Here is a 24,083-nt window from a genome sequence, read left to right on the forward strand (position 1 = left end):
CCACGGGTGCCCGGAGCCCCCGCCGTCGTCATGAACAGACCTTGCCGTCCTCCGGGACCGAGCCGTCCAGCAGGTACGCGTCCACCGTGGAGTCGACGCAGTCGCTCCCGCTGCCGTACGCGCCGTGTCCCTCGCCCCGCCAGGTGAGCAGCACCCCGACGCCCTTGCCCAGCTCGTCGGCCATCCGGCGCGCGCCCTCGTAGGGCGTGGCGGGGTCGCCGGTGTTGCCCACCACCAGGACCGGCGCGGCGCCCGGGGCGCTCACCTCCGGGGTGTCGTGCTGTCCGGGCACCGGCCAGTCGTGGCACCAGCCGGCCGTGTCCCAGCCGAGGAACGTCCCGAACACCGGGGAGATCCTCTCGAACTCCGGCAGCAGCTTCTTCGTCTCGGCCGCGGTGGGCCGCTGCCGGTCGTCCAGGCACGATATGACCCGCTGTGCGTGCGTGGTGGTGCCGTAGCGGCCCGACGGGTCGCGTTCGTTGTAGCCGTCGGCGAGGGCCAGCAGCTCCGAGCCGTCGCCGCGCTCGGCCGCGTCCAGGGCGCTGGTGAGCGTCGGCCAGCTGTCTTTGTTGTAGAGCGGCAGGATGATGCCCGTCACCGCGAGCGTCTGGGTGAGCTTCCGCCCGGGAGTGCCGGCCGGCAGGGGACGGGCGTCGAGCCGCCGCAGCAGGGCCGCGATCTTGCGTGAGCCCTCCCGCGGGTCCTGGCCCGTGGATTTCAGGTAGCCGTTCAGCGCGCGCTGGAAGCCCCTGGCCTGGTTCTTCGCGTGGCCCACCGTGTCGGCGCCGGGGTCGACGACCGCGTCGAGCGTCATCCGCCCGACCTTCTCGGGGAACAGATGGGCGTAGGTGCCGCCCAGTTCCGTGCCGTAGGAGATGCCGAAGTAGTTCATCCTGTCGTCGCCGAGGGCCTGGCGGATGCGGTCCATGTCGCGGGCCGAGTCGGCGGTCGAGACGTGCGCCATCAGCGCGCCGGCGTCCTTCCGGCAGCCCCGGCCGAAATCGGCGGCGTCCGCGAAGTACGCCTTCTCCTCGGCGGGTGTGTCCGGGGTGACGTCCAGCGACTCGGCGGCCTGGATCTCCTTGTCGCCGCGGCAGCGCACCCCCTCGCTGGCGCCCACTCCGCGCGGGTCCCAGCTCACCAGGTCGTAGCGCTCACGCAGCCGGGAGACGGTCGGGGCGTACGACGGCATCATGGACACGCCCGAGGCCCCCGGGCCGCCGAAGTTGAACAACAGCGAGCCGGCGCGGTCGCCGCCGCGGGCCTTGGCGCGGATCAGTGCCAGCCCGATCGTCTCGCCGTCCGGCTTCGACCAGTCCAGTGGCACCTTCAGCGTGGCGCACCGCCATTCGCCGCTCGGTGCCGGGGCGTCGGCGGTGGCCTTGCAACGGCCCCAGGAGAGCCCGCCGTCGCCGTCGTCGGACGAGCCGGCGCTGCACCCGGCCGCCAGCAGTGCCGAGGCGGCCGCCGTAGCGGTCCACCGCAGGAAACGCGACATGACACCCATCCCCCCTCGCAAGCCGTCCGCGCCGTGCCGCGGATGGCGGTCGAGCCATGGTAGGCAGATCCCCGCGTCGGCCGTTCCGGCCTGTGGACAACCTTGTGACCTGCTGTTTCGTCGGACCGCGGTGGGGGTGTGATTCCGACCGGGGCGGCCAGGGCCGTGGGGGGGGGGTGTGGTACCGGCCGGGCGGCCAGGGCCGTGGCGACCGTGCCGGCGCTCAGCCGCAGACGGTCCCGGACCGCGGCACCTTGCCGTCCAGCAGGTAGCCGTGCACCGTGTCCTGCACGCACTTGTTCTTGCTGTCGTAGGCGCCGTGTCCCTGCCCCCGGTACGTCAGCTCGACGCCGACGCCCTCGCCCAGCGCCTTCGCCATCGCCCGCGCCCCCTCGTAAGGGGTGGCGGGGTCACCGGTGTTGCCGATGACCAGGATCGGCGGGGCACCGGGGGCGCTCACGTCCGGGTGGTCGGCGGCGCCCGGCACGGGCCAGTCGGTGCAGCCGACCATGCCCCAGGCCAGGTAGTCGCCGAACAGGGGGGACGCCGCCCGGAACTCGGGCAGTTTCCGCTCGACGTAGGCGGTGTCGTAGCGCGGTCTGGTGTCGGCGCAGCTGATGGCGGTGTGCGCGGCGGTCGAGTTGTCGTACTCGCCGTTCTCGCTGCGTCCGTTCATCGAGTCGGACAGCAGCATCAGGGTGCTGCCGTCGCCCTCGTACGCCTGCTGCAGGCCCTCGGTGAGGTATTCCCAAAAATCCTGCGAGTACAGCGCCTGCACGATGCCGTTGGTCGCCGCGGTCTGCGTCAGTTCCCGCGGGAAGATCCCCTGGATCGGCTTGCGGTCGAGGTCCCTCAGCAGCGCGGCGATACGGTCCTTCACGTCCTGCGCGCTGTCGCCGATGGGGCATTCCTCGGTCTTCGACACGCAGTCCTCGGCGAAGTTGTCCAGTGCGAGCTGGAAGCCCTCGGCCTGCCCCAGTGAGCCCTGTTCGGGGTTCTGCGTGGGGTCGACGACGGCGTCGAACACGGCGCGGCCGACCCGCCGGGGGAACAGGTGGGCGTAGACGCCGCCGAGTTCGGTGCCGTAGGAGAAGCCGAAGTAGTGCAGCTTGCCGTCGCCGAGGACCTGGCGCATCAGCTCCAGGTCGCGGGCGGCGTCGGTGGTGCCCACGTTCGGCAGCATCTTCTCGGAGTTCTTCTCGCAGGCGTCGTTGAACTCCTTGGTGTTGTCCAGGAGCCGGGTGCGCTCCGCCGTGTCGTCGGGGGTCGCGTCCTGCTGGAAGTACGCGTCCAGCTGCTGGTCGTTCTCGCAGATCACAGGCTCGCTGCGGCCGACTCCGCGCGGGTCGAAGCTGACCAGGTCGTAACGGGTGCGCAGGGTCCCGTAGTCCTCGGCGAAGGCGGGCAGCGTCTTGACGCCCGAGCCGCCGGGGCCGCCGAAGTTGAAGACGAGCGAGCCGATGCGCTCGCTGGCGCTGCCCGTGGTCCTGACCCGGATCAGTGCGAGGCCGATCGTGTCCCCCTCGGGCTCGTCCCAGTCGAGGGGGGCCTTCATGGTGGCGCACTGCCACTCGCCGTCGTCCGGCAGCGGGGAGGGTGCGGGGCCTGAGCCCTGCGCCTCGTCCGGGGCCGGACAGGCCTTCCACTCCAGCTCCTGCCGTGTGAGGTCCTCGTCCTCGGCGCCGTCACCCCCGCAGCCCGCCAGCACGGTGGACAGCACTACGGCGGTGGCGGTCAGGGCGGCGGCGCGCAGGCGGAGGAGGGTCGGCATGGTTCCATCCTGCGGCGGCGGGGACCGCGGCGCGCGGGACGCGTGCCGTACGAGGTAAGAGGGGCGGGCGGGTCCGGACCCCGGGGCCGGCACCTCGTCGCGGCGGGCGACGGCCCGCCCGGTGGCCCGCCCCCACGGCGCGGGAGGCGGACGGGCGGTGTCAGAGGGCCTGTTTGCGGGTGAGGTGGTTGAAGGCGAGCCAGCCCGGCAGCACCGGCAGCCACAGGGTCAGCAGGCGGAACAGCAGCACCGCCGGTGCCGCGACCTCCTTCGGGAGCCCGACGGCGATCAGGCCGACCGTCAGGGTCGCCTCGACCGCGCCGACGCCGCCCGGGGTCGGCGCCGCGGACCCGAGGGCGTTGCCCGCCAGGAAGACGACGGCGACGCTGGCGATGCTGATCGAGGTCGACTCGTCGCCGAACGCGCGGATCGAGGCGTCCAGGCACATCACGAAGCAGGCGGTCAGCAGCAGCATGCCGCCGATGCCCGTGACCAGCTTCTGCGGCCGCTGGAGCACGTCCAGCATGCGCGGCACGACACCCGCGAACAGCGAGCGCACGCGCGTGACGACGAACTTCCGCAGGAACGGCACCGACGTGACCACGAGCACGAGTACCGCCACGGTCAGCAGACCGGCGATGACCGTCCGGGACGGCGACAGCGACGGGGTCTTCTCGGTGCCGGTCAGATAGCCGAAGGACAGCAGCATCAGGATGTGGCAGCCGAGCCCGAACAGCTGCGAGGCGCCCACGCTCGCCACCGCGAGCCCCGGGCGCACGCCCGCGCGCTGCAGGAAGCGCGTGTTCAGCGCCACGCCGCCCACCGCGGCCGGGGCGACGATCTTCACGAACGATCCGGCGACCTGCGCCGCCACCGTCCGCAGGAACGGCACGCGCTCGGGGACGAACCCCAGCAGCGCCATCGCCGCCGCGAAGTAGCTCGCCATCGAGAACAGCACGGCAGCGGCGACCCAGCCCCACTCGGCGTTGGCGATGAGCGGCCCGAACTCGATGTGCGTCAGCTGCGTCAGCAGGAAGTACGCGCCGATCGCGCCGGCGATGAAACTGATCAGCGTGCGCGGCCGCACCCGCTCCAGCCGGGCCGGCTCGACCGGCGCCTGGGGCCGGATCCGCAGCACCTCGTGGCGGATCTGCGTGAGCAGGTCCTCCTCGCGCGCCTCCTCCAGGGCCTCGTCGATCGCCCGCTTCTCGGCCCGCTGCTCCGCCCGCACGGCCTTCTTGTCGGGCTTGCCCAGGACGGGCGGGCCCTCGTCCGCGTTCTCCTCCAGGCGCGCCTGCTTGGCCTGCCGGGAGGCCTCCAGGACCGCCTCGCGCTCGCGCTGCGCCCGCTCCCGGGCCAGCCTGCGCAGCGTCGCGCGCGTGGAGCGGCTGAGCGCGATCGGCTGGAGCATCGGCAGGCAGTCCGCGACGGCGTCCGGGCCGAGCACGCCCACGGCCGAGGCGACCGCCCGCTCGCCGCCCACCCGGAGACCGAGCGTCACCAGCAACTGGGAGATGTCCATCCGCAGCAGCAGATCGCCCGCCGCGATCTCGCCCACGCGCAGGTCGGTGAGGATCACCGTGCCGGAACGATCCACCAGGATCGCGTCGCCCACCAGCCTGCGGTGCGCGATGCGCCGGGACTGCAGCGCCTTGACCTGGTGCCAGGTGTCGCGCAGCAGGTCGTCGGTGATCTCCTCGTCCGGCAGCGAGTCCAGGGTGCGGCCGCCGCTGTGCTCGTAGACGAGCATCACCGCGTCCGGGCCGAGCTCGGAGGTGGCGATCAGCTTGGGCGCGTTGGCGCCGGCCGCGATCGCCGCGTACGCCAGCAGCGCCTCCTGCTCCAGGGCCTGCCGCAGCGACTGGAGACTGCTGCGGGTGGCGAAGCCGCGCAGGGTGAGGTTGCGCCAGGCACGGTAGAAGAAGCCCTGCGCCTGCTGCTCCCGGTCGACCACCGTGACGTCCAGCGGGGGACCGTCCTCCAGGGTCACGAAGTAGCGCCGGCCGCGGTCGCCGGTGTCCGGGTTGTCCGAGTGGTCCTCGCGGGACGCGCTGACCGGGCGGAATCCGACGGTCCGCAGTCCCGCCATGAGGGTCTGCCCCGTGGGCCGCACGTTGGGCGAGCCGACCGCGTACAGCGTGCCGTAGGCCACCGTCCAGCCGATCAGCACCGTCAGGATGATCGAGAACGGGGTCGTGTAGCCGGTGACGAGCATCGAGAAGGCGTCGAGCAGCAGCACCACCCAGAGCACCGCGCGCCATCTCGGGCGGCGGGACATGCCGACGGCCGTCATGTAGGCGATGACCGGCGCCAAGTAGCCGTGCACGGGGTCGGTCAGGGCGTGGATGTCGCCGGGGGAGGGCTGGGTGAGCGCCTCCTGGATCGAGTCGGGGGCGGCCCGGGCGACCCACAGGTCCGTGGCGAGGGTCACGCCGTGGGCGAGCACGGCCGCGAGGACGCCGTCGGCGATCCGGAGCCCGTCCCGTTTGATCAGCCGCTCGATCGCGAAGGCGACCGGCACCAGCAGGATCGCGATGCTGGAGGCGAGTCCGGCGATCTTGATGAGCAGGTCGGGCGCCTGCCCGGTGCCCTTGTTGATGTCCTGTTCGAGACCGGAGGTGGTGCCGTGCGCGAACGCGGCGATCCCGATCAGCAGCGCCACGGCGAGCACGCCGACCAGCAGCCGCATCAGGTCCGACGGGCGGTGCACGCGCGCGGGGAGCAGCGGCTCGTCGCCCTCCACCTCGTCGATGTGCGCGATGTCCGGCTCGTCGGCGGGTGTCCGGGCCTTCTTGCCCGGGCCCTTCACGCCGCGGTCGCCGGTGCCCGGGCGCGACGAAGCGTCAGAGGTGCCCTCCGTGTCCCCGGGGTGCGCACCCTGCTGCTTCATCGTCTCTTCTTGGTCTCGTATCACCGGTCACCGCCCGCACGATGGTGGCATGCCACACCGACACACGGGGGCATCAGGGTGCACATGCGGGGGCGGACAGTCTGCCCGACGCGCTGTCGCGGGGCGAAGGAGACGCTCGGGAGCGCGCGCGTCCCGTTGTCGGTGGGGTGGGGCAGGATGGGGCGGATGAGCGAGGAGAGCCTTCCGGAGGACACCCGTCCGCAGCAGGCCGGACCGGGGTACGACTCCGCCCCCGACGAGCCGGCGGAAGCCCTGCCCGCCTACGCGGAGCGGGTTCTCGACGTCGCGGAACTGATCCCGCCGGGCCGCGTCATGACCTACGGGGACGTGGCCGAGTGGCTGGCGGAAGGCGGCCCCCGCCAGGTGGGCCGGGTGATGGCGCTCTACGGGGGAGCCGTCCCGTGGTGGCGTGTGGTCCGCGCGGACGGCGTGCTGCTGCCGGGGCACGAACAGCGGGCGCTCGGCCACTACCGCGCGGAGGGCACGCCCCTGAGAGAGGCGAGCCGCGCCGCCGAGGGCCACCTGCCGCGCATCGACATGAGACGGGCGCGGTGGGACGGCGGCGAAGACGCGGAGGGTCACACCTGACAGCTTCCGGCATCGCGCGCCCTCCCGTGTGGCCCGTGATCCGGACGGGGGAATCGGGGCACATCGGGGGCATGACGTACGTTCGTGAGGTGAGGGGCATGTGCGCCGAGAGTGTCGCGAGTGAGCGGCGGGAAGAGTCGGAAGCCCTGCTTCCGACTCCCTCGTCGGCGTAGCGTCGGCTGCACGCGTCCCCGTCACCCCGCGGTCACCGCCCGCCACGCGCGCGGTGGCCCGCCAACCAAGTACATCCACCAGGACCGGCGAACCACGTGAGCTCCTCTATCTCCACCAGCGGCCTGTCGCACCCCCGGGTACGGCGGGGGAGCCGTGGCGCTTACCGACTGGTTCGTACCCCCCCTGCCCGGGTGGACCCCCCTCTTTTGGACGCCTCGCAGCGCTCCGTGGTTGACCACGCGGCCGGACCGCTGCTCGTCCTCGCAGGTCCGGGCACCGGCAAGACCACCACGCTCGTCGAGTCCGTGGCCGGGCGGATCGCCCGGGGCGGCGACCCCGAGCGCGTCCTGGTGCTCACGTTCAGCCGCAGGGCCGCCGTCGAGCTGCGCGACCGCATGGCCCTGCGCACCGGAGCGGCCCGGGCCCCCCAGGCGACCACGTTCCACTCGTTCTGCTACGCCCTGGTCCGCGCCCACCAGGACAGCGACCTGTTCGTGGAGCCGCTGCGGCTGCTGTCCGGACCCGAGCAGGACGTCGCCGTACGGGAACTGCTGGCGGGCCAGGTGGACCTGGAGCGCCTCGGGCTCGCGCACGTGCGCTGGCCGGACGAACTGCGCGCCTGCCTGACCACCCGCGGTTTCGCCGACGAGGTCCGCGCGGTCCTCGCCCGCAGCCGCGAACTGGGCCTCGGCCCCGACGCCCTGGACGCCTTCGCGCGCCGCACGGGCCGCCCCGACTGGCGCGCGGCGGCCGCCTTTCTCGCCGAGTACCTCGACGTGCTCGACCTGCAGGGCGTGATCGACTACGCCGAGCTCGTCCACCGCGCGGTGCTCCTCGCCAGCCGCCCCGAGGTCGCCGCGTGGCTGGCCGACCGGTACGACGCCGTCTACGTCGACGAGTACCAGGACACGGACCCCGCCCAGGTCCGGCTGCTGCGCGCGCTGGCCGGCGGTGGCCGCACGCTCGTCGCCTTCGGCGACCCCGACCAGTCGATCTACGCGTTCCGCGGGGCCGACGTGAACGGCATCCTGGACTTCCCGCAGACCTTCCCGCGCGCGGACGGACGCCCGGCCCCCGTCGCGGTGCTGCGCACGTCCCGCCGCTCCGGTGCCGGCCTGCTGGCCGCGACCCGGCTGCTGACCCAGCGCATGCCGCTGACCCGCCTGCCCGCCGAGAAGGTGCGCGCCCACCGCGAACTCGCCCCCGTACGGGACGGCGGCCGCGTCGAGGCCTACACGTACCCGACGCCCGGGACGGAGCTGGACAACATCGCCGACATCCTGCGCAGGGCCCACCTGGAGGACGGCGTCCCGTGGAGCGAGATGGCCGTCCTGGTACGCGCCGGCTCCCGCACCATCCCCACGGTCCGCCGCGCCCTGACGGCGGCGGGCGTGCCCGTGGACGTCGACGGCGACGACGTGCCGCTGCGGCACGAACCGGCGGTGGCACCGCTGCTGACGGCGCTGCGCGCGGTTGCGGCGGCGGAGGCGGGACTTTCCGGTTCTTCCGGGCTCGGAGTGGGGGAGGGGGAGGCCCTTTCCGACGCCGTGTCCGACGGCGACTCCGCCTCCGTGTCGGATGGCGACTCCGCCTTCGTGTCCGACGGGGACTCCGCCTCCGAGCCCGATGACGATCCCAGGGCCGACGCCGACGCTGGTTCCGGCCACGACACCGGCTCCGGCCACGACACCGGCTCCGGTCACGACACCGGCTCCGGTCACGACACCGGCTCCGGTCACGACACCGGCTCCGGTCACGACACCGGCTCCGGTCACGACACCGACACCGGCAACGACACGGACGCCCACGCCGATGCCGAACCAGGCGCAAGCCCAAGCCCAAGCCCAAGCCCCAGCCGAAGCGAAGCCGGCTCCGGCGACGGCGCTGCCGGTGAGCCCGCCCGCTGCTGGCTCGACACCGAGACCGCCCTCAGCCTCCTCACCTCGCCCCTCGCGAGCATGGACGCCGCCGATCTGCGGCGCCTCGGCCGTGCCCTGCGGGACGAGGAACGGGCCGCGGGCAATCCGCTGCCGCCGCCCTCCGACGTCCTGCTCGCGCGGGCACTCGCCGAGCCGGAGCGGCTCGCCGTGCACGACCCCACCTACGCCCGCGGTGCCCAGCGCCTCGGCGCACTGCTGCGCAAGGCGCGGGAGCGGCTGGCCGGTGGCGGTACGGCCGAGGAAGCGCTGTGGGACCTGTGGGAGGGCACGCCATGGCCCGGGCGCCTGGAGCGGACCGCCCGGCGGGGCGGCGCGGCCGGACGCAACGCGGACCGCGACCTCGACGCGGTCTGCGCGCTGTTCGCCACGGCGGCCCGCGCCGAGGAGCGCACCGGCGGCCGGGGCGCCCTGAACTTCCTCGAGGAGATCGAGGCCGAGGACATCGCCGCCGACACCCTCACCCGGCGGGCCGTGCGCCCCGACGCCGTCCGCCTGATGACCGCCCACCGCTCCAAGGGCCTGGAATGGCGCCTCGTGGTCGTCGCGGGCGTCCAGGAGGGCCTGTGGCCGGACCTGCGCCGCCGCGGCTCCCTCCTGGAGGCCGACCGCATCGGCCGCGACGGCCTCGCCGAACCCCTCACCCCCGGCGCGCTGCTCGCCGAGGAGCGCCGCCTGTTCTACGTGGCCGCCACGCGTGCGCGTGAACGGCTCGTCGTCACCGCGGTGAAGGCCCCCGCGGACGACGGCGACCAGCCCTCCCGTTTCCTGACCGAACTCGGCGTGGAACCCAAGGACGTCACGGGACGGCCGCGACGGCCGCTGTCCGTCGCCGCCCTCGTCGCCGAACTGCGCGCCACGACGGTCGACCCGCGCGTCTCCGACGCGCTGAGGGAGGCCGCCGCCCGGCGCCTGGCCCGGCTCGCCGCCCTCGCCGACGAGGACGGCCGCCCGCTGGTGCCGTCCGCCCACCCCTACCGCTGGTGGGGCATGTTCGAGCCGACCGAGTCCAAGGTGCCGCTGCGCAACCGCGACCAGCCCGTCGTGCTCTCCGGCAGCGCCCTGGACCAGCTGGCCAACACCTGTGCCCTGCAGTGGTTCCTGGGCCGCGAGGTGAAGGCCGACGCGCCCGCGACCGCGGCGCAGGGCTTCGGCAACGTGGTGCACGTCCTCGCCGACGAGGTCGCCTCCGGGCACACCCCGGCCGACCTCTCCGTCCTCATGGAACGCCTCGACTCCGTGTGGAACGCCCTCGCCTTCGACGCCCCCTGGAAGTCGGAGCAGGAGAAGGACAACGCGCGCGTGGCGCTCGAGCGCTTCCTCCAGTGGCACGTCATGGACCGCACCGGGCGTACCCCGGTGGCCAGCGAGCACGACTTCGACGTCACGCTCGAAGCGGGCGACTACCAGGTGCGCATCCGCGGCCAGATGGACCGCGTCGAGGCGGACGGCGACGGCCGCGCCTACGTGGTCGACTTCAAGACCGGCAAGCAGGCCCCCACCGCGAAAGAGGTGGAGCGTCACCCGCAGCTCGCCGTCTACCAGCTCGCCGTCCGGGAGGGCGCCGTCGACGAGGTCTTCGACGGGGTACGCCCCGAGCCGGGCGGCGCCGAGCTCGTGCACCTGCGCCAGGGCGCCGCCCGGCGCGACGGCGGCGAGGCCCTGCCCAAGGTGCAGGCCCAGGAGCCGCTGCAGGGGGAGTGGGTCGGCGACCTGCTGGCCACGGCCGCCGGGAAGGTCCTCGACGAGCGGTTCACGCCGACCGCCGGGCAGCACTGCACCCATTGCGCGTTCCGGGCCTCCTGCAGCGCCCGCCAGGAGGGGCGTCACGTGGTGGAGTGACCCACGTGGAGGGACCCACGCGGAGTGACTAGGTGGAGTGACCTAGGCGAGTGACCTATCGCACCTCCCGTGCCGACCTGCGCTTCTGCTGCCCCGGAGGGCGATCCGGTCACCGCTGTCAGTGGGCGCCGCTAGCCTCTCCGATGTGCCAGCCCGACTCACCGACCCCGAACAGCTCAAAGAGCTCCTCGGCATCCCGTTCACCCCGGAGCAGATGGCTTGCATCACCGCGCCGCCCGCCCCCCAGGTGATCGTGGCCGGCGCCGGCTCGGGCAAGACGACGGTGATGGCGGCACGCGTGGTGTGGCTGGTCGGCACCGGCCAGGTCGCCCCCGAGCAGGTGCTCGGCCTGACCTTCACCAACAAGGCCGCCGCCGAGCTCGCCGAGCGCGTCCGCAAGGCGCTGATCAAGGCCGGCGTCACCGACCCGGACGTCATCGACCCGGACAACCCGCCGGGCGAGCCGGTGATCTCTACGTACCACGCCTTCGCGGGGCGTCTGCTGACCGACCACGGCCTGCGCATCGGGCTGGAGCCCACGTCCCGGCTGCTCGCCGACGCCACCCGCTTCCAGCTCGCCGCGCGCGTGCTGCGCGAGTCGCCCGGCCCCTACCCGGCGCTCACCCGCTCCTTCCCGGACCTCGTCGGCGACCTCCTCGCCCTGGACGCCGAGCTCGCCGAGCACCTCGTCCGGCCGGAGGCCCTGCGCGCGTACGACGCCGAGCTGCTGCTGACGCTGCGCGGCGCCGAGCTCACCAACGCCGATCTGCGCAAGGTGCCCGAAGCCGCCGCCGCCCGCCGGGAGCTGGCCGAGCTGGTGACCCGCTACCGGGCCGCCAAGCGCGAGCGGGACCTGCTCGACTTCGGCGACCAGATCGCCCTGTCGGCCCGGCTCGCGAAGATCCCCGAGGTGGGCCGCGTCCTGCGCGACGAGTTCCGGGTGGTCCTCCTCGACGAGTACCAGGACACCTCGGTCGCCCAGCGCGTCCTGCTCGCGGGCCTGTTCGGTGAGGGCACCGGCCACCCCGTCACCGCGGTCGGCGACCCCTGCCAGGCGATCTACGGCTGGCGCGGCGCCTCGGTGGCCAACCTCGACGACTTCCCCGAGCACTTCCCCCACGCCGACGGCCGACCGGCGACCCGCCAGGCGCTCAGCGAGAACCGCCGCAGCGGCGGCCGCCTCCTCGACCTGGCCAACCACCTCGCCGAGCCCCTGCGCGCCCTGCACGCGGGCGTGGAGGCCCTCCGCCCCGCCCCCGGTGCCGAACGCGACGGCATGGTCCGCTGCGCCCTCCTGCGCACCCACGCGGAGGAGATCGACTGGGCCGCCGACTCCGTCGCCCACCTCGTCCGGACCGGGACGGCACCCGGCGAGATCGCCGTCCTGTGCCGCACGGCCACCGACTTCGCCGGGATCCAGGGCGCCCTGGTGGCCCGGGACGTCCCCGTCGAGGTCGTCGGCCTGTCCGGACTGCTGCACCTGCCCGAGATCGCCGACCTCGTCGCCGTCTGCGAGGTCCTCCAGGACCCCGGCGCCAACGCCTCCCTGGTGCGGCTGCTGACCGGGCCGCGCTGGCGCATCGGCCCCCGCGACCTCGCCCTGCTGGGGCGGCGCGCCCGGCTGCTGGTGTCCCACGCGCGCGTGGAGGGCGACGACGACCCGGACCGGCGCCTGGCCGAGGCCGTCGAAGGCGTCGACCCCTCTGAGGTGATCTCGCTCGCGGACGCGCTCGACACGTTCCTGGAGACGCCCCTCGACGGCCACGGGGACGACGACGCACTGCCCTTCTCGCCCGACGCGCGCGTGCGCTTCGCCCGGCTCGCCACCGAGCTGCGCGAACTGCGCCGCTCCCTGGCCGACCCGCTGATGGACGTCCTGCACCGGGTCCTCGCCGTCACCGGCCTGGAGGTGGAGCTGTCGGCGTCCCCGCACGCCCTGGCCGCCCGCCGACGCGAGACGCTGTCCAACTTCCTGGACGTCGCCGCCTCCTTCGCCGCCGGTGACAACGAGGCCACCTTGCTGGCCTTCCTCGGCTTCCTGCGCACCGCCGCCCAGTACGAGAAGGGCCTCGACAACGCCCTGCCCGGCGGCGAGAACACCGTCAAGGTGCTCACCGCCCACAAGTCCAAGGGCCTGGAGTGGGACGTCGTGGTCGTCCCCGGCCTGGTCACCGGCACCTTCCCCAGCAGCCAGGGCCGCGAGAAGTGGACCTCCCAGGGCAAGGTCCTGCCGCACGCGCTGCGCGGTGACGCCGACACCCTGCCCGACGTGCCCTCCTGGGACGCCCGGGGCATGAAGTCCTTCCACGAAGCCATGAAGGACCACCAGTTCACCGAGGAGCTCCGCCTCGGTTACGTCACCTTCACCCGCCCCCGGTCCCTGCTCCTGGGCTCCGGCCACTGGTGGGGCCCCGCCCAGAAGAAGCGCCGCGGACCGTCCCCGTTCCTCCAGGCCCTCTACGAGCACTGCGCGGCCGGCTACGGCGAGATCGAGGCCTGGGCGGACGAACCCGCCGAGGACGAGGAGAACCCGGCCCTGCACCAGGCCGACGTCGACCAGGTGTGGCCCCTGCCCCTGGACGAGGCGGCCCTGGCCCGGCGCCGCGCGGCCGCCGGGACCGTCCTGGCCCACCTGGAGGACCTCGCGTCCCACCAGGACACCCACCCGGCCGCCGTACACGACCCCGCCGCCCTCGACGACCCGGAGTGGCCCCCGCCGCCCGAGGACGACGAGCCCCCGTACGACGAACCGGACCCCTTCGACGCACCGCACTCCCTCGGCGAACCGGACCTGTACCCCGACGAGGAACCCTTCGACGCGGACGCCTTCCCCGGGGACCCGACCGGCGAAGCCCCTTACGGCGAGGCCCCTTACGGTGAGAACCCTCCCGCTGAGGCCCTCCTCGACGAGCCCTCTTTCGACGAGCCCCCTCTCGACGAGCCCCCCGTCGCATCGGTCCCCAGCGGACCGCCGACGGACGCGGAGACCCGGCCGCTCGCGCACCGCCGCCCCACCGTCCCCCACCAGGCGGCCCCGCAGGAGCCCCCGCACCGCCGCGACCACCCCCGCGAACACCCCCGCCTCACCCCCGAGGAGGCCCGTACCGTCGCCTCCTGGGACCGTGACCTGGACGCCCTCACCGGCGAGCTGCTGCGTGCCCGCGACAGCGTCACCGAAGTGCCCCTCCCGGCGTCGCTCACGGCGTCCCAGCTCCTGCACCTGGCCGCCGACCCGGACGGCTTCGCGCGGGAGCTGGCCCGCCCCATGCCCCGCCCGCCCCAGCCCGCCGCGCGCCGCGGCACCCGTTTCCACGCCTGGGTCGAGGCACGCTTCGAGGAGCTCACGCTGCCGCTGCTGGAGCCGGAGGAGCTGCCCGGCAGCGAGGCCGAGATCGCCGACGAACGGGACCTGCAGGTCCTCAAGGACGCCTTCGAACGCACCGAGTACGCGCACCGCACGCCGCACCGCGTGGAGGTCCCCTTCCAGCTCTCGATCGCCGGCCGCGTCGTACGGGGCCGCATCGACGCCGTCTACAAGCAGGGCGACGGTGACGCGGCGACGTACGAGATCGTCGACTGGAAGACCAACCGCTCCCGTACCGCCGACCCGCTCCAGCTCGCCGTGTACCGCCTGGCCTGGGCCGAGCAGCAGGGCGTGCCCCCCGAGTCGGTCACGGCGGCGTTCCTGTACGTGCGCACGGGCGAGGTCGTGCGCCCGCGGGCGCTGCCGGACCGGGAGGCCCTGGAGCGGCTGCTGCTGGAGGAGCCGTCCGAAGGGGACACCGGCGGGCGGACCGGTGGCGGGTTCGGTGAGCAACCGCACTCCGAGGACGTCGGCGCGGGCCGATAGGCTCGTGACCATGAGCCAGACCCCGGACAGCGTCGTCCGTACGTACATCCAGCAGCACCGCGCCGCCTTCCTCGACGACCTCGCCGAGTGGCTGCGCATCCCGTCCGTGTCGGCCCAGCCCCAGCACGCGCCCGACGTACGACGCAGCGCCGACTGGCTCGCCGCCAAGCTGACGGAGACCGGCTTCCCGACGGCCGAGGTCTGGCAGACCCCGGGGGCGCCCGCCGTCTACGCCGAGTGGCCCTCCGACGACCCGCAGGCCCCCACCGTGCTGGTCTACGGCCACCACGACGTGCAGCCCGCCGCCCGCGAGGACGGCTGGGACAGCGAGCCCTTCGAGCCGGCGTTCCGCGACAACCGCCTCTACGCGCGCGGGGCGGCCGACGACAAGGGCCAGGTCTTCTTCCACACCCTCGGGGTCCGTGCCCACCTGGCCGCCACCGGCCGCACGGTCCCGGCCGTCCACCTCAAGCTGCTGATCGAGGGCGAGGAGGAGTCCGGCTCGCCGCACTTCCGGGCCCTGGTGGAGCAGCACGCCGAGCGGCTCGCCGCCGACGCCGTGATCGTCTCCGACACCGGCATGTGGTCCGAGGACACCCCCACCGTGTGCACCGGCATGCGCGGCCTCGCCGAGTGCGAGATACGCCTGTACGGCCCCGACCAGGACATCCACTCCGGCTCCTTCGGCGGCGCGGTGCCCAACCCGGCGACGGCCGTCGCCCGCCTGGTCGCCGCGCTGCACGACGAGCACGCGCGCGTGGCGATCCCCGGCTTCTACGACGGTGTCGTCGAACTGACCGACCGCGAGCGCGCCCTCTTCGCCGAACTGCCCTTCGACGAGCGGCAGTGGCTGCGCGCGGCCAAGTCCCACGCCACCCGGGGCGAGGCCGGCTTCACCACCCTGGAGCGCGTCTGGGCCCGCCCGACGGCCGAGGTCAACGGCATCGGCGGCGGCTACCAGGGCCCCGGCAGCAAGACCGTCGTCCCGTCCTCCGCCATGGTGAAGCTCTCCTTCCGGCTGGTGGCCGGCCAGGACCCCGACCACGTCGAGAAGGCCGTCCGCGCCTGGGCCGAGCAGCAGGTGCCCGCCGGGATCCGCTGCGAGCTCACGTTCAGCGGGGCCACGCGCCCGTGCCTGACGCCGCTGGACCACCCGGCGCTGCAGTCGGTCGTCCGCGCGATGGGCCGGGCCTTCGGCAAGCCCGTGCGCTTCACCCGGGAAGGCGGCTCCGGACCCGCGGCCGACCTCCAGGACGTCCTCGGTGCCCCGGTGCTCTTCCTCGGCATCTCCGTCCCCTCCGACGGCTGGCACGCACCGAACGAGAAAGTCGAACTCGACCTGCTCCTCAAGGGCGTCGAGACCACCGCGTACCTGTGGGGTGACCTCGCCGAGCACTGGCGTCACGCGCCCTGAGCGCCGACCGCCGGCCGGGCCGGGCACGCGCGCGGGGCACACTGGAAGAGCCGCCCCGCACCGCACGAGCCCGCCGGAACCGGTCGTCTCCCGCCGCACGTCCCGCCGAACAGCCGCCGAACCCAACCGTTCCACCGGGGGAGTTGGAAGCACCCGTGACCACCTGGACCGACCACAACGCCGACCGACCCATCTCGCTCACCGCGCCGAGCGGCATCGACCGGGCCGCGCACCACCGGCTCGACGAGGCCTGGCTGGCGGCGGCGTGGAGCCACCCCTCCACGCGCTGCTTCGTGGTCTCCGGCGGCCAGGTCCTGATCGACGAGACGCCGGACGGGCGCACCGAACTCGTCATGACCCCCTCGTTCGAGGCGCCCCTCACCGAGGCGCACCGCTACTTCCTCGGCATCGACGAGGACGGCGTCAGCTACTTCGCCCTCCAGAAGGACGCGCTGCCCGGGCGGATGGACCAGTCCGCGCGCCCCGCGGGACTGCGTGAGGCGGGACTGCTGCTGCCGGCGCGCGACGTGGGCCTGATGGTGCACGCGGTCGGCCTGGAGAACTGGCAGCGCACCCACCGTTTCTGCTCGCGCTGCGGCGAGCGCACCGTGATCGCGGCGGCCGGCCACATCCGCCGCTGCCCGGCCTGCGGCGCCGAGCACTACCCGCGCACCGACCCGGCCGTGATCATGGCCGTGACCGACGAGGACGACCGCCTCCTGCTCGGCCGCCAGGTCCACTGGCCCGAGGGCCGCTTCTCGACGCTCGCCGGATTCGTCGAGCCCGGCGAGTCCATCGAGCAGTCGGTGCGCCGCGAGGTCCACGAGGAGGTCGGCATCACCGTCGGGCAGGTCGAGTACGTCGCCAGCCAGCCGTGGCCGTTCCCGTCCAGCCTGATGCTGGGCTTCATGGCCCGCGCCACCACGACCGGGATCGACGTCGATGGCGACGAGATCCAGGAGGCCCGCTGGTTCTCCCGCGACGAACTGCGCGCCGCCTTCGAGTCCGGCGAGGTCCTGCCGCCCTACGGCATCTCGATCGCCGCCCGCCTGATCGAACTCTGGTACGGCAAGCCGCTCCCGACCCGCACCACCGCCTGACGGGCCGCCCGTCCGGGCCTCGACCGCATGGCGACCCCTACCGGCACCACAACGTCCACCGGGCCCCACACCACCCGGCGGTCCTCGCCGCCCCCTGCTCTGGCGCTACGTCCTGATGTGGGACGAACCACAAGAGGGCGGTCCCTGAGCACACACGCTCAGGGACCGCCCTCCCGCACTCGCGAGCGGCGACTAGGCGCCGATCTTCTGCTTCACCTGGGCCAGCGACGGGTTGGTGAGGGTGGAGCCGTCCGGGAACAGAACGGTGGGCACCGTCTGGTTGCCGCCGTTCGCCTTCTCCACGAACGCGGCGGACTCCGGGTCCTGCTCGATGTTGATCTCGTTGTACGCGATGCCCTCGCGGTCCATCTGGCTCTTCAGCCGGCGGCAGTAGCCGCACCACGTGGTGCTGTACATCGTCACAGTGCCCGGCATGTCTCTCGTGCTCCTTCGGTGGCTCGGGGACGGGTTCGCAGAAGGTGGAACGTACGTGAAACGTCCACCATTCCCGGGTCCCCGGCCCCACCGGCGTGACGCCTGCCGCATTAGTACGACTATCAGTGCCTGCCTGTGGACAACCGGCACAGCCGTCTCGCGGGACCTGGCAGCATGGCGGTGTGACAGCAGCAACGCACTCCACCCTGTTCCCGCAGGTACCGGACTCGGCCGACGCGGTGCTCGACGGGCTCGACCCCGAGCAGCGCGAGGTGGCCACCGCCCTGCACGGTCCGGTGTGCGTCCTGGCGGGCGCGGGCACGGGCAAGACCCGGGCCATCACCCACCGCATCGCCTACGGAGTACGTGCCGGCATCCTCCAGCCGTCCAGTGTGCTCGCCGTCACCTTCACCGCCCGCGCCGCCGGGGAGATGCGCGGCCGGCTCCGCCAGCTCGGCGCCGCGGGCGTCCAGGCGCGCACGTTCCACTCGGCCGCCCTGCGCCAGCTCCAGTACTTCTGGCCCAAGGCGATCGGCGGCTCCATGCCCCGGCTCGTCGACCGCAAGATCCAGCTCGTCGCCGACGCGGCCGCCGCCTGCCGCATCCGGCTCGACCGCGGCGAGCTGAGGGACGTCACCGCCGAGATCGAATGGTCCAAGGTCACCCAGACCGTCCCCGCCGACTACCCGCCCGCCGCGGCCAAGGCCGGCCGCGAGGCACCCCGCGACCCGGCCGAGATCGCCCAGCTCTACGCCGCCTACGAGGACATCAAGCGCGAGCGCTCCGTCATCGACTTCGAGGACGTGCTTTTGCTGACCGTCGCCGTCCTCCAGGACCGGCACGACATCGCCGAACAGGTCCGCGCCCAGTACCAGCACTTCGTGGTCGACGAGTACCAGGACGTCAGCCCCCTGCAGCAGCGCCTGCTGGAGCTGTGGCTGGGTGAGCGGGACGACCTGTGCGTGGTCGGCGACGCCAGCCAGACGATCTACTCCTTCACCGGCGCCACCCCCGACCACCTGCTCGACTTCCGCACCCGCCACCCGGGAGCCACCGTCGTCAAGCTGGTCCGCGACTACCGCTCCACCCCGCAGGTCGTCCACCTCGCCAACGGCCTGCTCGCCCAGGCGAGGGGCCGCGCCGCCGACCACCGCCTGGAGCTGGTCTCCCAGCGCCCCCCGGGCCCGGAGCCGGTCTACACCGAGTACACCGACGAGCCCGCCGAGGCGGAGGGCGCGGCGCGTCGCATCCGCGAGCTCATGGACGCGGGCGTCCCGGCAGCCGAGATCGCCGTCCTGTTCCGCACGAACGCGCAGTCCGAGACCTACGAGCAGGCCCTCGCCGACGCCGGAGTGCCCTACCAGCTGCGCGGCGCCGAGCGGTTCTTCGACCGGCCGGAGGTGCGCAAGGCGGGCGTCGCCCTGCGCGGCGCTGCCCGCTTCGGCGGCAACGACTCCCTGCTGGACGACGCCGTCGACCTGCCCTCCCAGGTGCGCGCCGTGCTGTCGGGGGAGGGCTGGACACCCCAGCCGCCGGCCGGCTCCGGCGCCGTCCGGGAACGCTGGGAGTCCCTGGCCGCCCTGGTGAACCTCGCCCAGGACTTCGCCGCCGCCAAGCCGGGCGCCACCCTGGCGGACCTCGTCGCCGAGCTGGACGAGCGGGCGAACGCCCAGCACGCCCCCACCGTGCAGGGCGTCACCCTCGCCTCCCTGCACTCGGCCAAGGGCCTGGAGTGGGACGTCGTGTTCCTCGTCGGCGTCGCCGAGGGCATGATGCCGATCACCTACGCGAAGACCGACGAGCAGATCGAGGAGGAGCGCCGCCTGCTGTACGTCGGCGTCACCCGCGCACGGGAACGCCTCCATCTGTCCTGGGCGCTCTCCCGCTCACCCGGTGGCCGCCCCAGCCGCCGCCCCAGCCGTTTCCTCGACGGTCTGCGCCCCGGCTCGACGGCGACCGCCGGCCGCACCTCGGCGGGCGGCGCGGGCGGAATCGAGCGCGGCATTCCCGGAACCAGGGGATCCGCCCCGAGACGGGTCCAGCGCACCCCCGCCCGCTGCCGCGTCTGCGGCCGCACGCTGACCGACGCGGGCGAGATGAAGCTGATGCGCTGTGACGACTGCCCCTCCGACATGAACGAGGACCTCTACGAACGGCTTCGCGAGTGGCGTGCCGACCAGGCCCGCACCAGCGGCCAGCCCGCGTTTTGCGTGTTCACCGACAGGACGCTGATGGCGATTGCCGAGGCGGCCCCCGACGACGCACACGAGCTGGCGCGCATCCCGGGTGTCGGCATGCGCAAGCTCACCCGCTACGGAGCCGACGTTCTGGCCATCTGCGCAGGCCAGTACCCCGCGGCGGACCCGCATCAGGACTGACACGAACTCGTCGAAAAAATAGTTTGCGCATGCCCCAGCAATCCCCATAGGTTCTTAGGCACGAGAGCAGCGGCCTTCTCGGAGGCCCTGATTCCGTGTTGTACTTGCATATCCGTCGGGCCGGTTCACCCGGTCTCCCGAGACGCCGAGAGGAGGCGAGTCCAGTGATCAGCATCAACACCAGCTCCATCAGCACCGTGAAAATGACCGATCGCTCGGCCGTCTCCGCGTGCATGCTCGGCGTTTCGAACCTGGGCACCGGTCTGTCCGGCATTCGTGCCGTCCGTCCGGCGTCCTCCTCCGTTGCTCCCGCGGGCCTTCCCGTCCGCGAGCGCAATGAGCGACCGACCAAGGCACTGGAAGCGGCAGTAGTGGCACAGGCGCAGGCCTATGCCTTTACGGCGACCGGTGCCGGATTCCGGAAGCAGACGACGCAGCACCACCTGATGTGGGCCTTCCGTGGGCCAGAACCCTGGAGTGATCCAGCCTGATTCGATCAGGCCGGCGCCTTCAGGGCCGCGGAACCCCATCCGGGATCCGCGGCCCTTCTGTTTGTCCTGATCAGGGACGACGGACCGAAGGACCTCGGGACAACAAAAGAACCCGGTACCAGCCGCCCCCGGCCAACAGGCCGGAACGACCAGACGAGGAAGACGACCGTGCAACTCGAAGCGCACGCACCGTCCGTACCGCCTTCGGAAACGATCCCCAAGCCCGGCTCCACGGAGGACTCCACCTTGACCCCGCTCACCGCGCTCGACGACGCCATCGAGAACCTCGGCGTACCCGTCCCGTGCCGCTCCTACGACCCGGAGGTCTTCTTCGCCGAGTCGCCCGCGGACGTCGAGTACGCCAAGTCCCTCTGCCGCACCTGCCCGCTGATCGAGGCCTGCCTCGCCGGTGCCAAGGAGCGGCGTGAGCCCTGGGGCGTCTGGGGTGGCGAGCTGTTCGTCCAGGGTGTCGTCGTCGCCCGGAAGCGGCCGCGTGGCCGCCCGCGCAAGAACCCGGTCACAGCATGAACACCGCCGGAACGATCGACCGTCCCCTCACGCACGACCCCCAGAAGCAGGCCCCGATGAAGCCGTCCACCGACGAGCCCGCAGGCTCCGCGACCCAAGACTTCACCAGCAACGGCGCGATGGACTCGCGTCAGAACAGGACCCGAGAGATGCAACTCATCCCAGAAGCCATGGCTCGCGCGCATATGCGCGAGCGACTGGACGAGGCGGAGCGGGACCGCCAGGCCGTGCGCCTGCTGGCCGCCCGCCGGATGCAGCGCAGGGCGGAGCGTGCCTCGCGGCGTGCCCGCCGGGCGCTCGCCATGGCGGTCATGCAGTGACCGACCGCACCTGAAGCGCCGGCCTCCCGCACGGGAGGCAGTGCTCGGCTTTCCCCGCGGGGGCCGGCCCGTGCCGAACGGGCCGGCCCCCGCGGCGCGTCAAGCCCGGCCGCGACGCCCGGTGCCGACGCCTCGAGGTGTCCGTGACGCGGCAGGGCGCGGCGTTGTCAGGTCGGTCGGGGGACGCCGGGACTCCGACTGGTGGAGGGGAGACGCGGGCCCCGGCTCACGCCTCGGCGACGGCTTCCTCACCGTCCGCCGGGTCCTCCTGGACGAACCCCGGCAGCCACTCCTCCAGCTCCTCGCGCAGCCGCACCGTCGCCCCCAGCTGGCACAGCACACCGATCGTGCTCAGCGTCACCCGGTGGATCAGCAGGTACGCCGGGGGGAGATTGAGCTGCTTGCCCAGCTGGTAGGCGGGGGAGCGGGGATCGGCGACGCGGGCGGCCTGGCTGCGCATCCAGCCGCGCGTGAACGTGAACTCCTCTATCTGGGCCGGTTCGATGATCGGCAGGAGGTAGTCCATGACGGCGTCGGGGTCCAGCTCTATGGTCTCCTTGACGAAGCCCTCCGCGCACAGCAGCTCGTAGACGGCTTCGGCCTCGCCGTCGAGCGTCATGCGCAGGGATTCGCCGATGGTGGCCGGCAGGCCCCCGGGAAGCCGGTCGACCGTGCCGAAGTCCAGGACGCCCAGGCGCCAGTCGTCCTCTCCGTCCGGACCGCCGGGCAGCAGACGGAAGTTGCCCGGGTGCGGATCGGCGTGCAGCAGGCCGGTGCGGGCCGGACCGGAGAACAGGAAGCGGGCCAGGAGCTGACCGGCGCGGTCGCGCTGCTCCTGCGTGCCGTCCGAGATGATCTCCGACAGCGGGACGCCGTCGATCCACTCCGTGATCAGGACCTGCTCCGACTGGTGGACCACGTGCGGCACGACGACGTCCGGGTCGTCCGTGAACTCCTCCGCGTGCGCCTGCTGGGCCTGGGCCTCCAGGCCGTAGTCGAGTTCCTCCGAGACGCGGTCCTTCAGCTCCGTGATCAACGGCTTGATGTCCATGCCGGGGACCAGCGGGCCGAGAAGCCGGGAGAAGCGGCTCAGCTGGTTCAGGTCGGACAGCAGGGCCTCGCCCGCGCCGGGGTACTGCACCTTGACCGCCACCTCACGGCCGTCGTGCCACACCGCGCGGTGGACCTGTCCGATCGAGGCGGCCGCGGCCGGCTTGTCCTCGAACTCCAGGAACAGCTCCTGCCAGCCCTCGCCGAGCCGCTCCCGCAGCACACCGTGCACCGTGCGCGTGGGCATCGGCGGCGCGGCCTCCTGGAGCTTCGTCAGCGCGGCCCGGTAGGGCCCGGCCACCTCCTCGGGCAGCGCCGACTCGAAGACGGACAGGGCCTGTCCGAACTTCATCGCACCGCCCTTGAGTTCACCGAGCACCTTGAACAGCTGCTCGGCCGTGCGCTGCTGGAGCTCGCGGCCGACGAGCTCCGCCGACTCGCCGACGATCCGCTTGCCGAATCCCCAGGTCGCCCGCCCGGCGATGCCGAGCGGGAGCGCGGCGAGCTTGGCGGTCCGGGTGACCGCCTTCCGGGGAAGATCAGACATGCGCCCTCCAAGTCCCAGCCGGCCGCTCCGCCGCTGCCTCACGGCACTGCGCCGACGGCCGTTGCACCGCCATTGTCTCGTGCGACGCCCCGTCCTCCGAGGGGTCCTCCCCATTTCCTTCCTTCGCCGCGCCGCAGGGGCATCCGGAATGGGCCCATACCGGCCGGGCGTGCCAGTGGAGAGCGGGCAGGGAGACCTCCCAGCGCGCGCCGGTGCTCGACGGGGCACGTCCGTCCAGGAAGGCGAGTGCGTGCCCGGCGGCGAGTCCCGCCACGGTCGTGGCCAGCGTCAGGTCGCAGGGCCGCACCGGCCGCTGTCTGCCCGAGCGCCACTGGGCGATCAGACGCGGCCAGGTCGGGTCCCGGTCGGTGCGGTCCTCGTGCAGACAGCCCGCGCAGGCCGTCTCCCCGGGCAGCACCAGCGGACCGACCACGCCGGTCGCCTCCACGACACCGGCGTACAGATGAGGTGTCCCGGAGACCATCAGGGGTGCGGCGCAGGAGGGATCGGGTGCGTGTACCGCGACATCGTCCCGCGGAGCGAGGATCACCAGGGAGAGGCCCGGATCGCCCTCGTCCGAGGGTGGTGGGACCTCGGCGCGGCGGGGCGGCCGGTCCGGGGCCGCCCGCCGTACGGCGCGACGGGCCGACTCGTCCCTGCGCTCCCCGACGGCCTGTGCCGGATGCCCGCCCGGGGCGACGTCCCACGGCTCCACCCGGCCGCCGTCGCGCACCTCGACCTCGCCCACCCCGGCCCCCGCCAGCAGCGAGGCCAGGACGGCGCCGACCCGCCCCGCGCCGCGCACCTGGACGCGCTGCGAACGACGGGCGGCGAGCCGTCCGATCGCGTCGCCCGGCTCCGAGGTGGTGAGGGACAGCGAGGCCAGGTCGGGCCGCAGCCGGTCGAGGACCTCCTCCTTCTTCCGCAGCGCGTCGGCGGCCGGTCCGCCGCCGAGGGCGTCGTCGAGGAGCCCGGCCCGCGACAGCCGCCGCACCAGCCGGTCGACATGGCCGTCGGGCAGGTCCATCCGGCTCCCCTCCTCGCGCAGCAGCTCCATCCCCCGGGTGCCGTTCAGCAGGTCGAGGAAGCTGCCCGTCGCCGTGTCCATCGGTCCGAGCGTCAGGGCGTGCGCCGGGGTCATCCCGAACTGCACGGTGTTGAGGTCGCGCCAGCCGCGCCGGAGCGCGGGCTTCACCATCGGATGCATCGCAGGTCCCCCGTAGGTCATAGAACGTCCCCGTGTGCCGGG

General features: G+C 73.3%; 15 protein-coding genes. 9 read left to right on the plus strand and 6 right to left on the minus strand.

What is annotated here, in order from left to right; translation table 11 throughout:
- Positions 1–28: 28 nt before the first annotated feature.
- The 3 genes from AC07DA_RS15535 to AC07DA_RS15545 all read right to left on the minus strand — a co-directional run bounded on the left by AC07DA_RS15535 (position 29) and on the right by AC07DA_RS15545 (position 6,159).
- On the minus strand, positions 29–1,498 hold the full coding sequence (locus AC07DA_RS15535; RefSeq protein ID WP_479128305.1) for an alpha/beta hydrolase: 1,470 nt from the start codon (positions 1,496–1,498) through the stop codon (positions 29–31).
- Between the two features lie 223 nt (positions 1,499–1,721).
- A complete protein-coding gene (locus tag AC07DA_RS15540; protein ID WP_479128307.1) occupies positions 1,722–3,269 on the minus strand; it encodes an alpha/beta fold hydrolase in 1,548 nt (515 codons plus the stop codon).
- 160 nt (positions 3,270–3,429) lie between these two features.
- Positions 3,430–6,159 carry a lysylphosphatidylglycerol synthase domain-containing protein gene (locus AC07DA_RS15545; RefSeq protein ID WP_479128309.1) on the minus strand — a complete coding sequence of 910 codons (2,730 nt, stop codon included), beginning with the start codon at positions 6,157–6,159 and terminating at the stop codon, positions 3,430–3,432.
- Between the two features lie 186 nt (positions 6,160–6,345).
- Here AC07DA_RS15545 and AC07DA_RS15550 point away from each other — a divergent pair, with 186 nt between their 5' ends.
- From AC07DA_RS15550 to nudC, 5 genes are all read left to right on the plus strand, one after another.
- Positions 6,346–6,768, plus strand: a complete 423-nt coding sequence (locus AC07DA_RS15550) for an MGMT family protein (RefSeq protein WP_479128311.1) — start codon at positions 6,346–6,348, stop codon at positions 6,766–6,768.
- A 269-nt stretch (positions 6,769–7,037) separates the two neighbouring features.
- Positions 7,038–10,721, plus strand: coding sequence for an ATP-dependent helicase (locus tag AC07DA_RS15555; protein ID WP_479128312.1), 3,684 nt, complete (start codon positions 7,038–7,040; stop codon positions 10,719–10,721).
- Between the two features lie 145 nt (positions 10,722–10,866).
- On the plus strand, positions 10,867–14,571 hold the full coding sequence (locus tag AC07DA_RS15560) for a UvrD-helicase domain-containing protein (RefSeq protein WP_479128314.1): 3,705 nt from the start codon (positions 10,867–10,869) through the stop codon (positions 14,569–14,571).
- A gap of 10 nt (positions 14,572–14,581) precedes the next feature.
- Positions 14,582–15,985 carry a dipeptidase gene (locus AC07DA_RS15565; protein WP_479128316.1) on the plus strand — a complete coding sequence of 468 codons (1,404 nt, stop codon included), beginning with the start codon at positions 14,582–14,584 and terminating at the stop codon, positions 15,983–15,985.
- 155 nt (positions 15,986–16,140) lie between these two features.
- Positions 16,141–17,085, plus strand: coding sequence for an NAD(+) diphosphatase (nudC, locus tag AC07DA_RS15570; RefSeq protein WP_479128317.1), 945 nt, complete (start codon positions 16,141–16,143; stop codon positions 17,083–17,085).
- A gap of 192 nt (positions 17,086–17,277) precedes the next feature.
- Here the strand turns inward: nudC and AC07DA_RS15575 are convergent, their stop codons facing one another.
- Positions 17,278–17,520 (minus strand): mycoredoxin, encoded by a 243-nt coding sequence (locus AC07DA_RS15575; protein ID WP_009293545.1) that lies wholly within the window; start codon positions 17,518–17,520, stop codon positions 17,278–17,280.
- 182 nt (positions 17,521–17,702) lie between these two features.
- On the opposite strand from AC07DA_RS15575, the gene AC07DA_RS15580 reads away from it, so the two are divergent.
- From AC07DA_RS15580 to AC07DA_RS15595, 4 genes are all read left to right on the plus strand, one after another.
- Positions 17,703–19,898 carry an ATP-dependent DNA helicase UvrD2 gene (locus AC07DA_RS15580; protein ID WP_479128319.1) on the plus strand — a complete coding sequence of 732 codons (2,196 nt, stop codon included), beginning with the start codon at positions 17,703–17,705 and terminating at the stop codon, positions 19,896–19,898.
- Between the two features lie 164 nt (positions 19,899–20,062).
- The gene (locus AC07DA_RS15585) at positions 20,063–20,389 is read left to right on the plus strand and encodes a hypothetical protein (RefSeq protein ID WP_479128321.1); all 327 of its coding nucleotides are present in this window, start codon (positions 20,063–20,065) and stop codon (positions 20,387–20,389) included.
- A gap of 168 nt (positions 20,390–20,557) precedes the next feature.
- The gene (locus AC07DA_RS15590; RefSeq protein WP_479128323.1) at positions 20,558–20,917 is read left to right on the plus strand and encodes a WhiB family transcriptional regulator; all 360 of its coding nucleotides are present in this window, start codon (positions 20,558–20,560) and stop codon (positions 20,915–20,917) included.
- Positions 20,914–21,237, plus strand: a complete 324-nt coding sequence (locus tag AC07DA_RS15595) for a hypothetical protein (protein ID WP_479128324.1) — start codon at positions 20,914–20,916, stop codon at positions 21,235–21,237. The genes AC07DA_RS15590 and AC07DA_RS15595 overlap by 4 nt, the downstream gene beginning before the upstream one ends.
- Before the next feature lie 226 nt (positions 21,238–21,463).
- Here the strand turns inward: AC07DA_RS15595 and AC07DA_RS15600 are convergent, their stop codons facing one another.
- Both AC07DA_RS15600 and AC07DA_RS15605 read right to left on the minus strand, forming a co-directional pair.
- Complete coding sequence (locus AC07DA_RS15600; protein WP_479128326.1) at positions 21,464–22,834, minus strand: ABC1 kinase family protein; 1,371 nt, start codon at positions 22,832–22,834, stop codon at positions 21,464–21,466.
- Positions 22,827–24,041, minus strand: a complete 1,215-nt coding sequence (locus tag AC07DA_RS15605; protein ID WP_479128328.1) for a ThiF family adenylyltransferase — start codon at positions 24,039–24,041, stop codon at positions 22,827–22,829. The genes AC07DA_RS15600 and AC07DA_RS15605 overlap by 8 nt, the downstream gene beginning before the upstream one ends.
- Positions 24,042–24,083 lie beyond the last annotated feature (42 nt).

The sequence above is a fragment of the Streptomyces sp. NPDC044921 genome, assembly GCF_056432865.1.

What these genes read in the sequence shown, in the direction of transcription:
- AC07DA_RS15575 (WP_009293545.1), bottom strand. Translation starts at nt 17,520, where the DNA reads ATGCCGGGCACTGTGACGATGTACAGCACCACGTGGTGCGGCTACTGC.
- AC07DA_RS15565 (WP_479128316.1), top strand. Translation starts at nt 14,582, where the DNA reads ATGAGCCAGACCCCGGACAGCGTCGTCCGTACGTACATCCAGCAGCAC.
- AC07DA_RS15540 (WP_479128307.1), bottom strand. Translation starts at nt 3,269, where the DNA reads ATGCCGACCCTCCTCCGCCTGCGCGCCGCCGCCCTGACCGCCACCGCC.
- AC07DA_RS15545 (WP_479128309.1), bottom strand. Translation starts at nt 6,159, where the DNA reads ATGAAGCAGCAGGGTGCGCACCCCGGGGACACGGAGGGCACCTCTGAC.
- AC07DA_RS15605 (WP_479128328.1), bottom strand. Translation starts at nt 24,041, where the DNA reads ATGCATCCGATGGTGAAGCCCGCGCTCCGGCGCGGCTGGCGCGACCTC.
- AC07DA_RS15595 (WP_479128324.1), top strand. Translation starts at nt 20,914, where the DNA reads ATGAACACCGCCGGAACGATCGACCGTCCCCTCACGCACGACCCCCAG.
- AC07DA_RS15600 (WP_479128326.1), bottom strand. Translation starts at nt 22,834, where the DNA reads ATGTCTGATCTTCCCCGGAAGGCGGTCACCCGGACCGCCAAGCTCGCC.
- AC07DA_RS15550 (WP_479128311.1), top strand. Translation starts at nt 6,346, where the DNA reads ATGAGCGAGGAGAGCCTTCCGGAGGACACCCGTCCGCAGCAGGCCGGA.
- AC07DA_RS15535 (WP_479128305.1), bottom strand. Translation starts at nt 1,498, where the DNA reads ATGTCGCGTTTCCTGCGGTGGACCGCTACGGCGGCCGCCTCGGCACTG.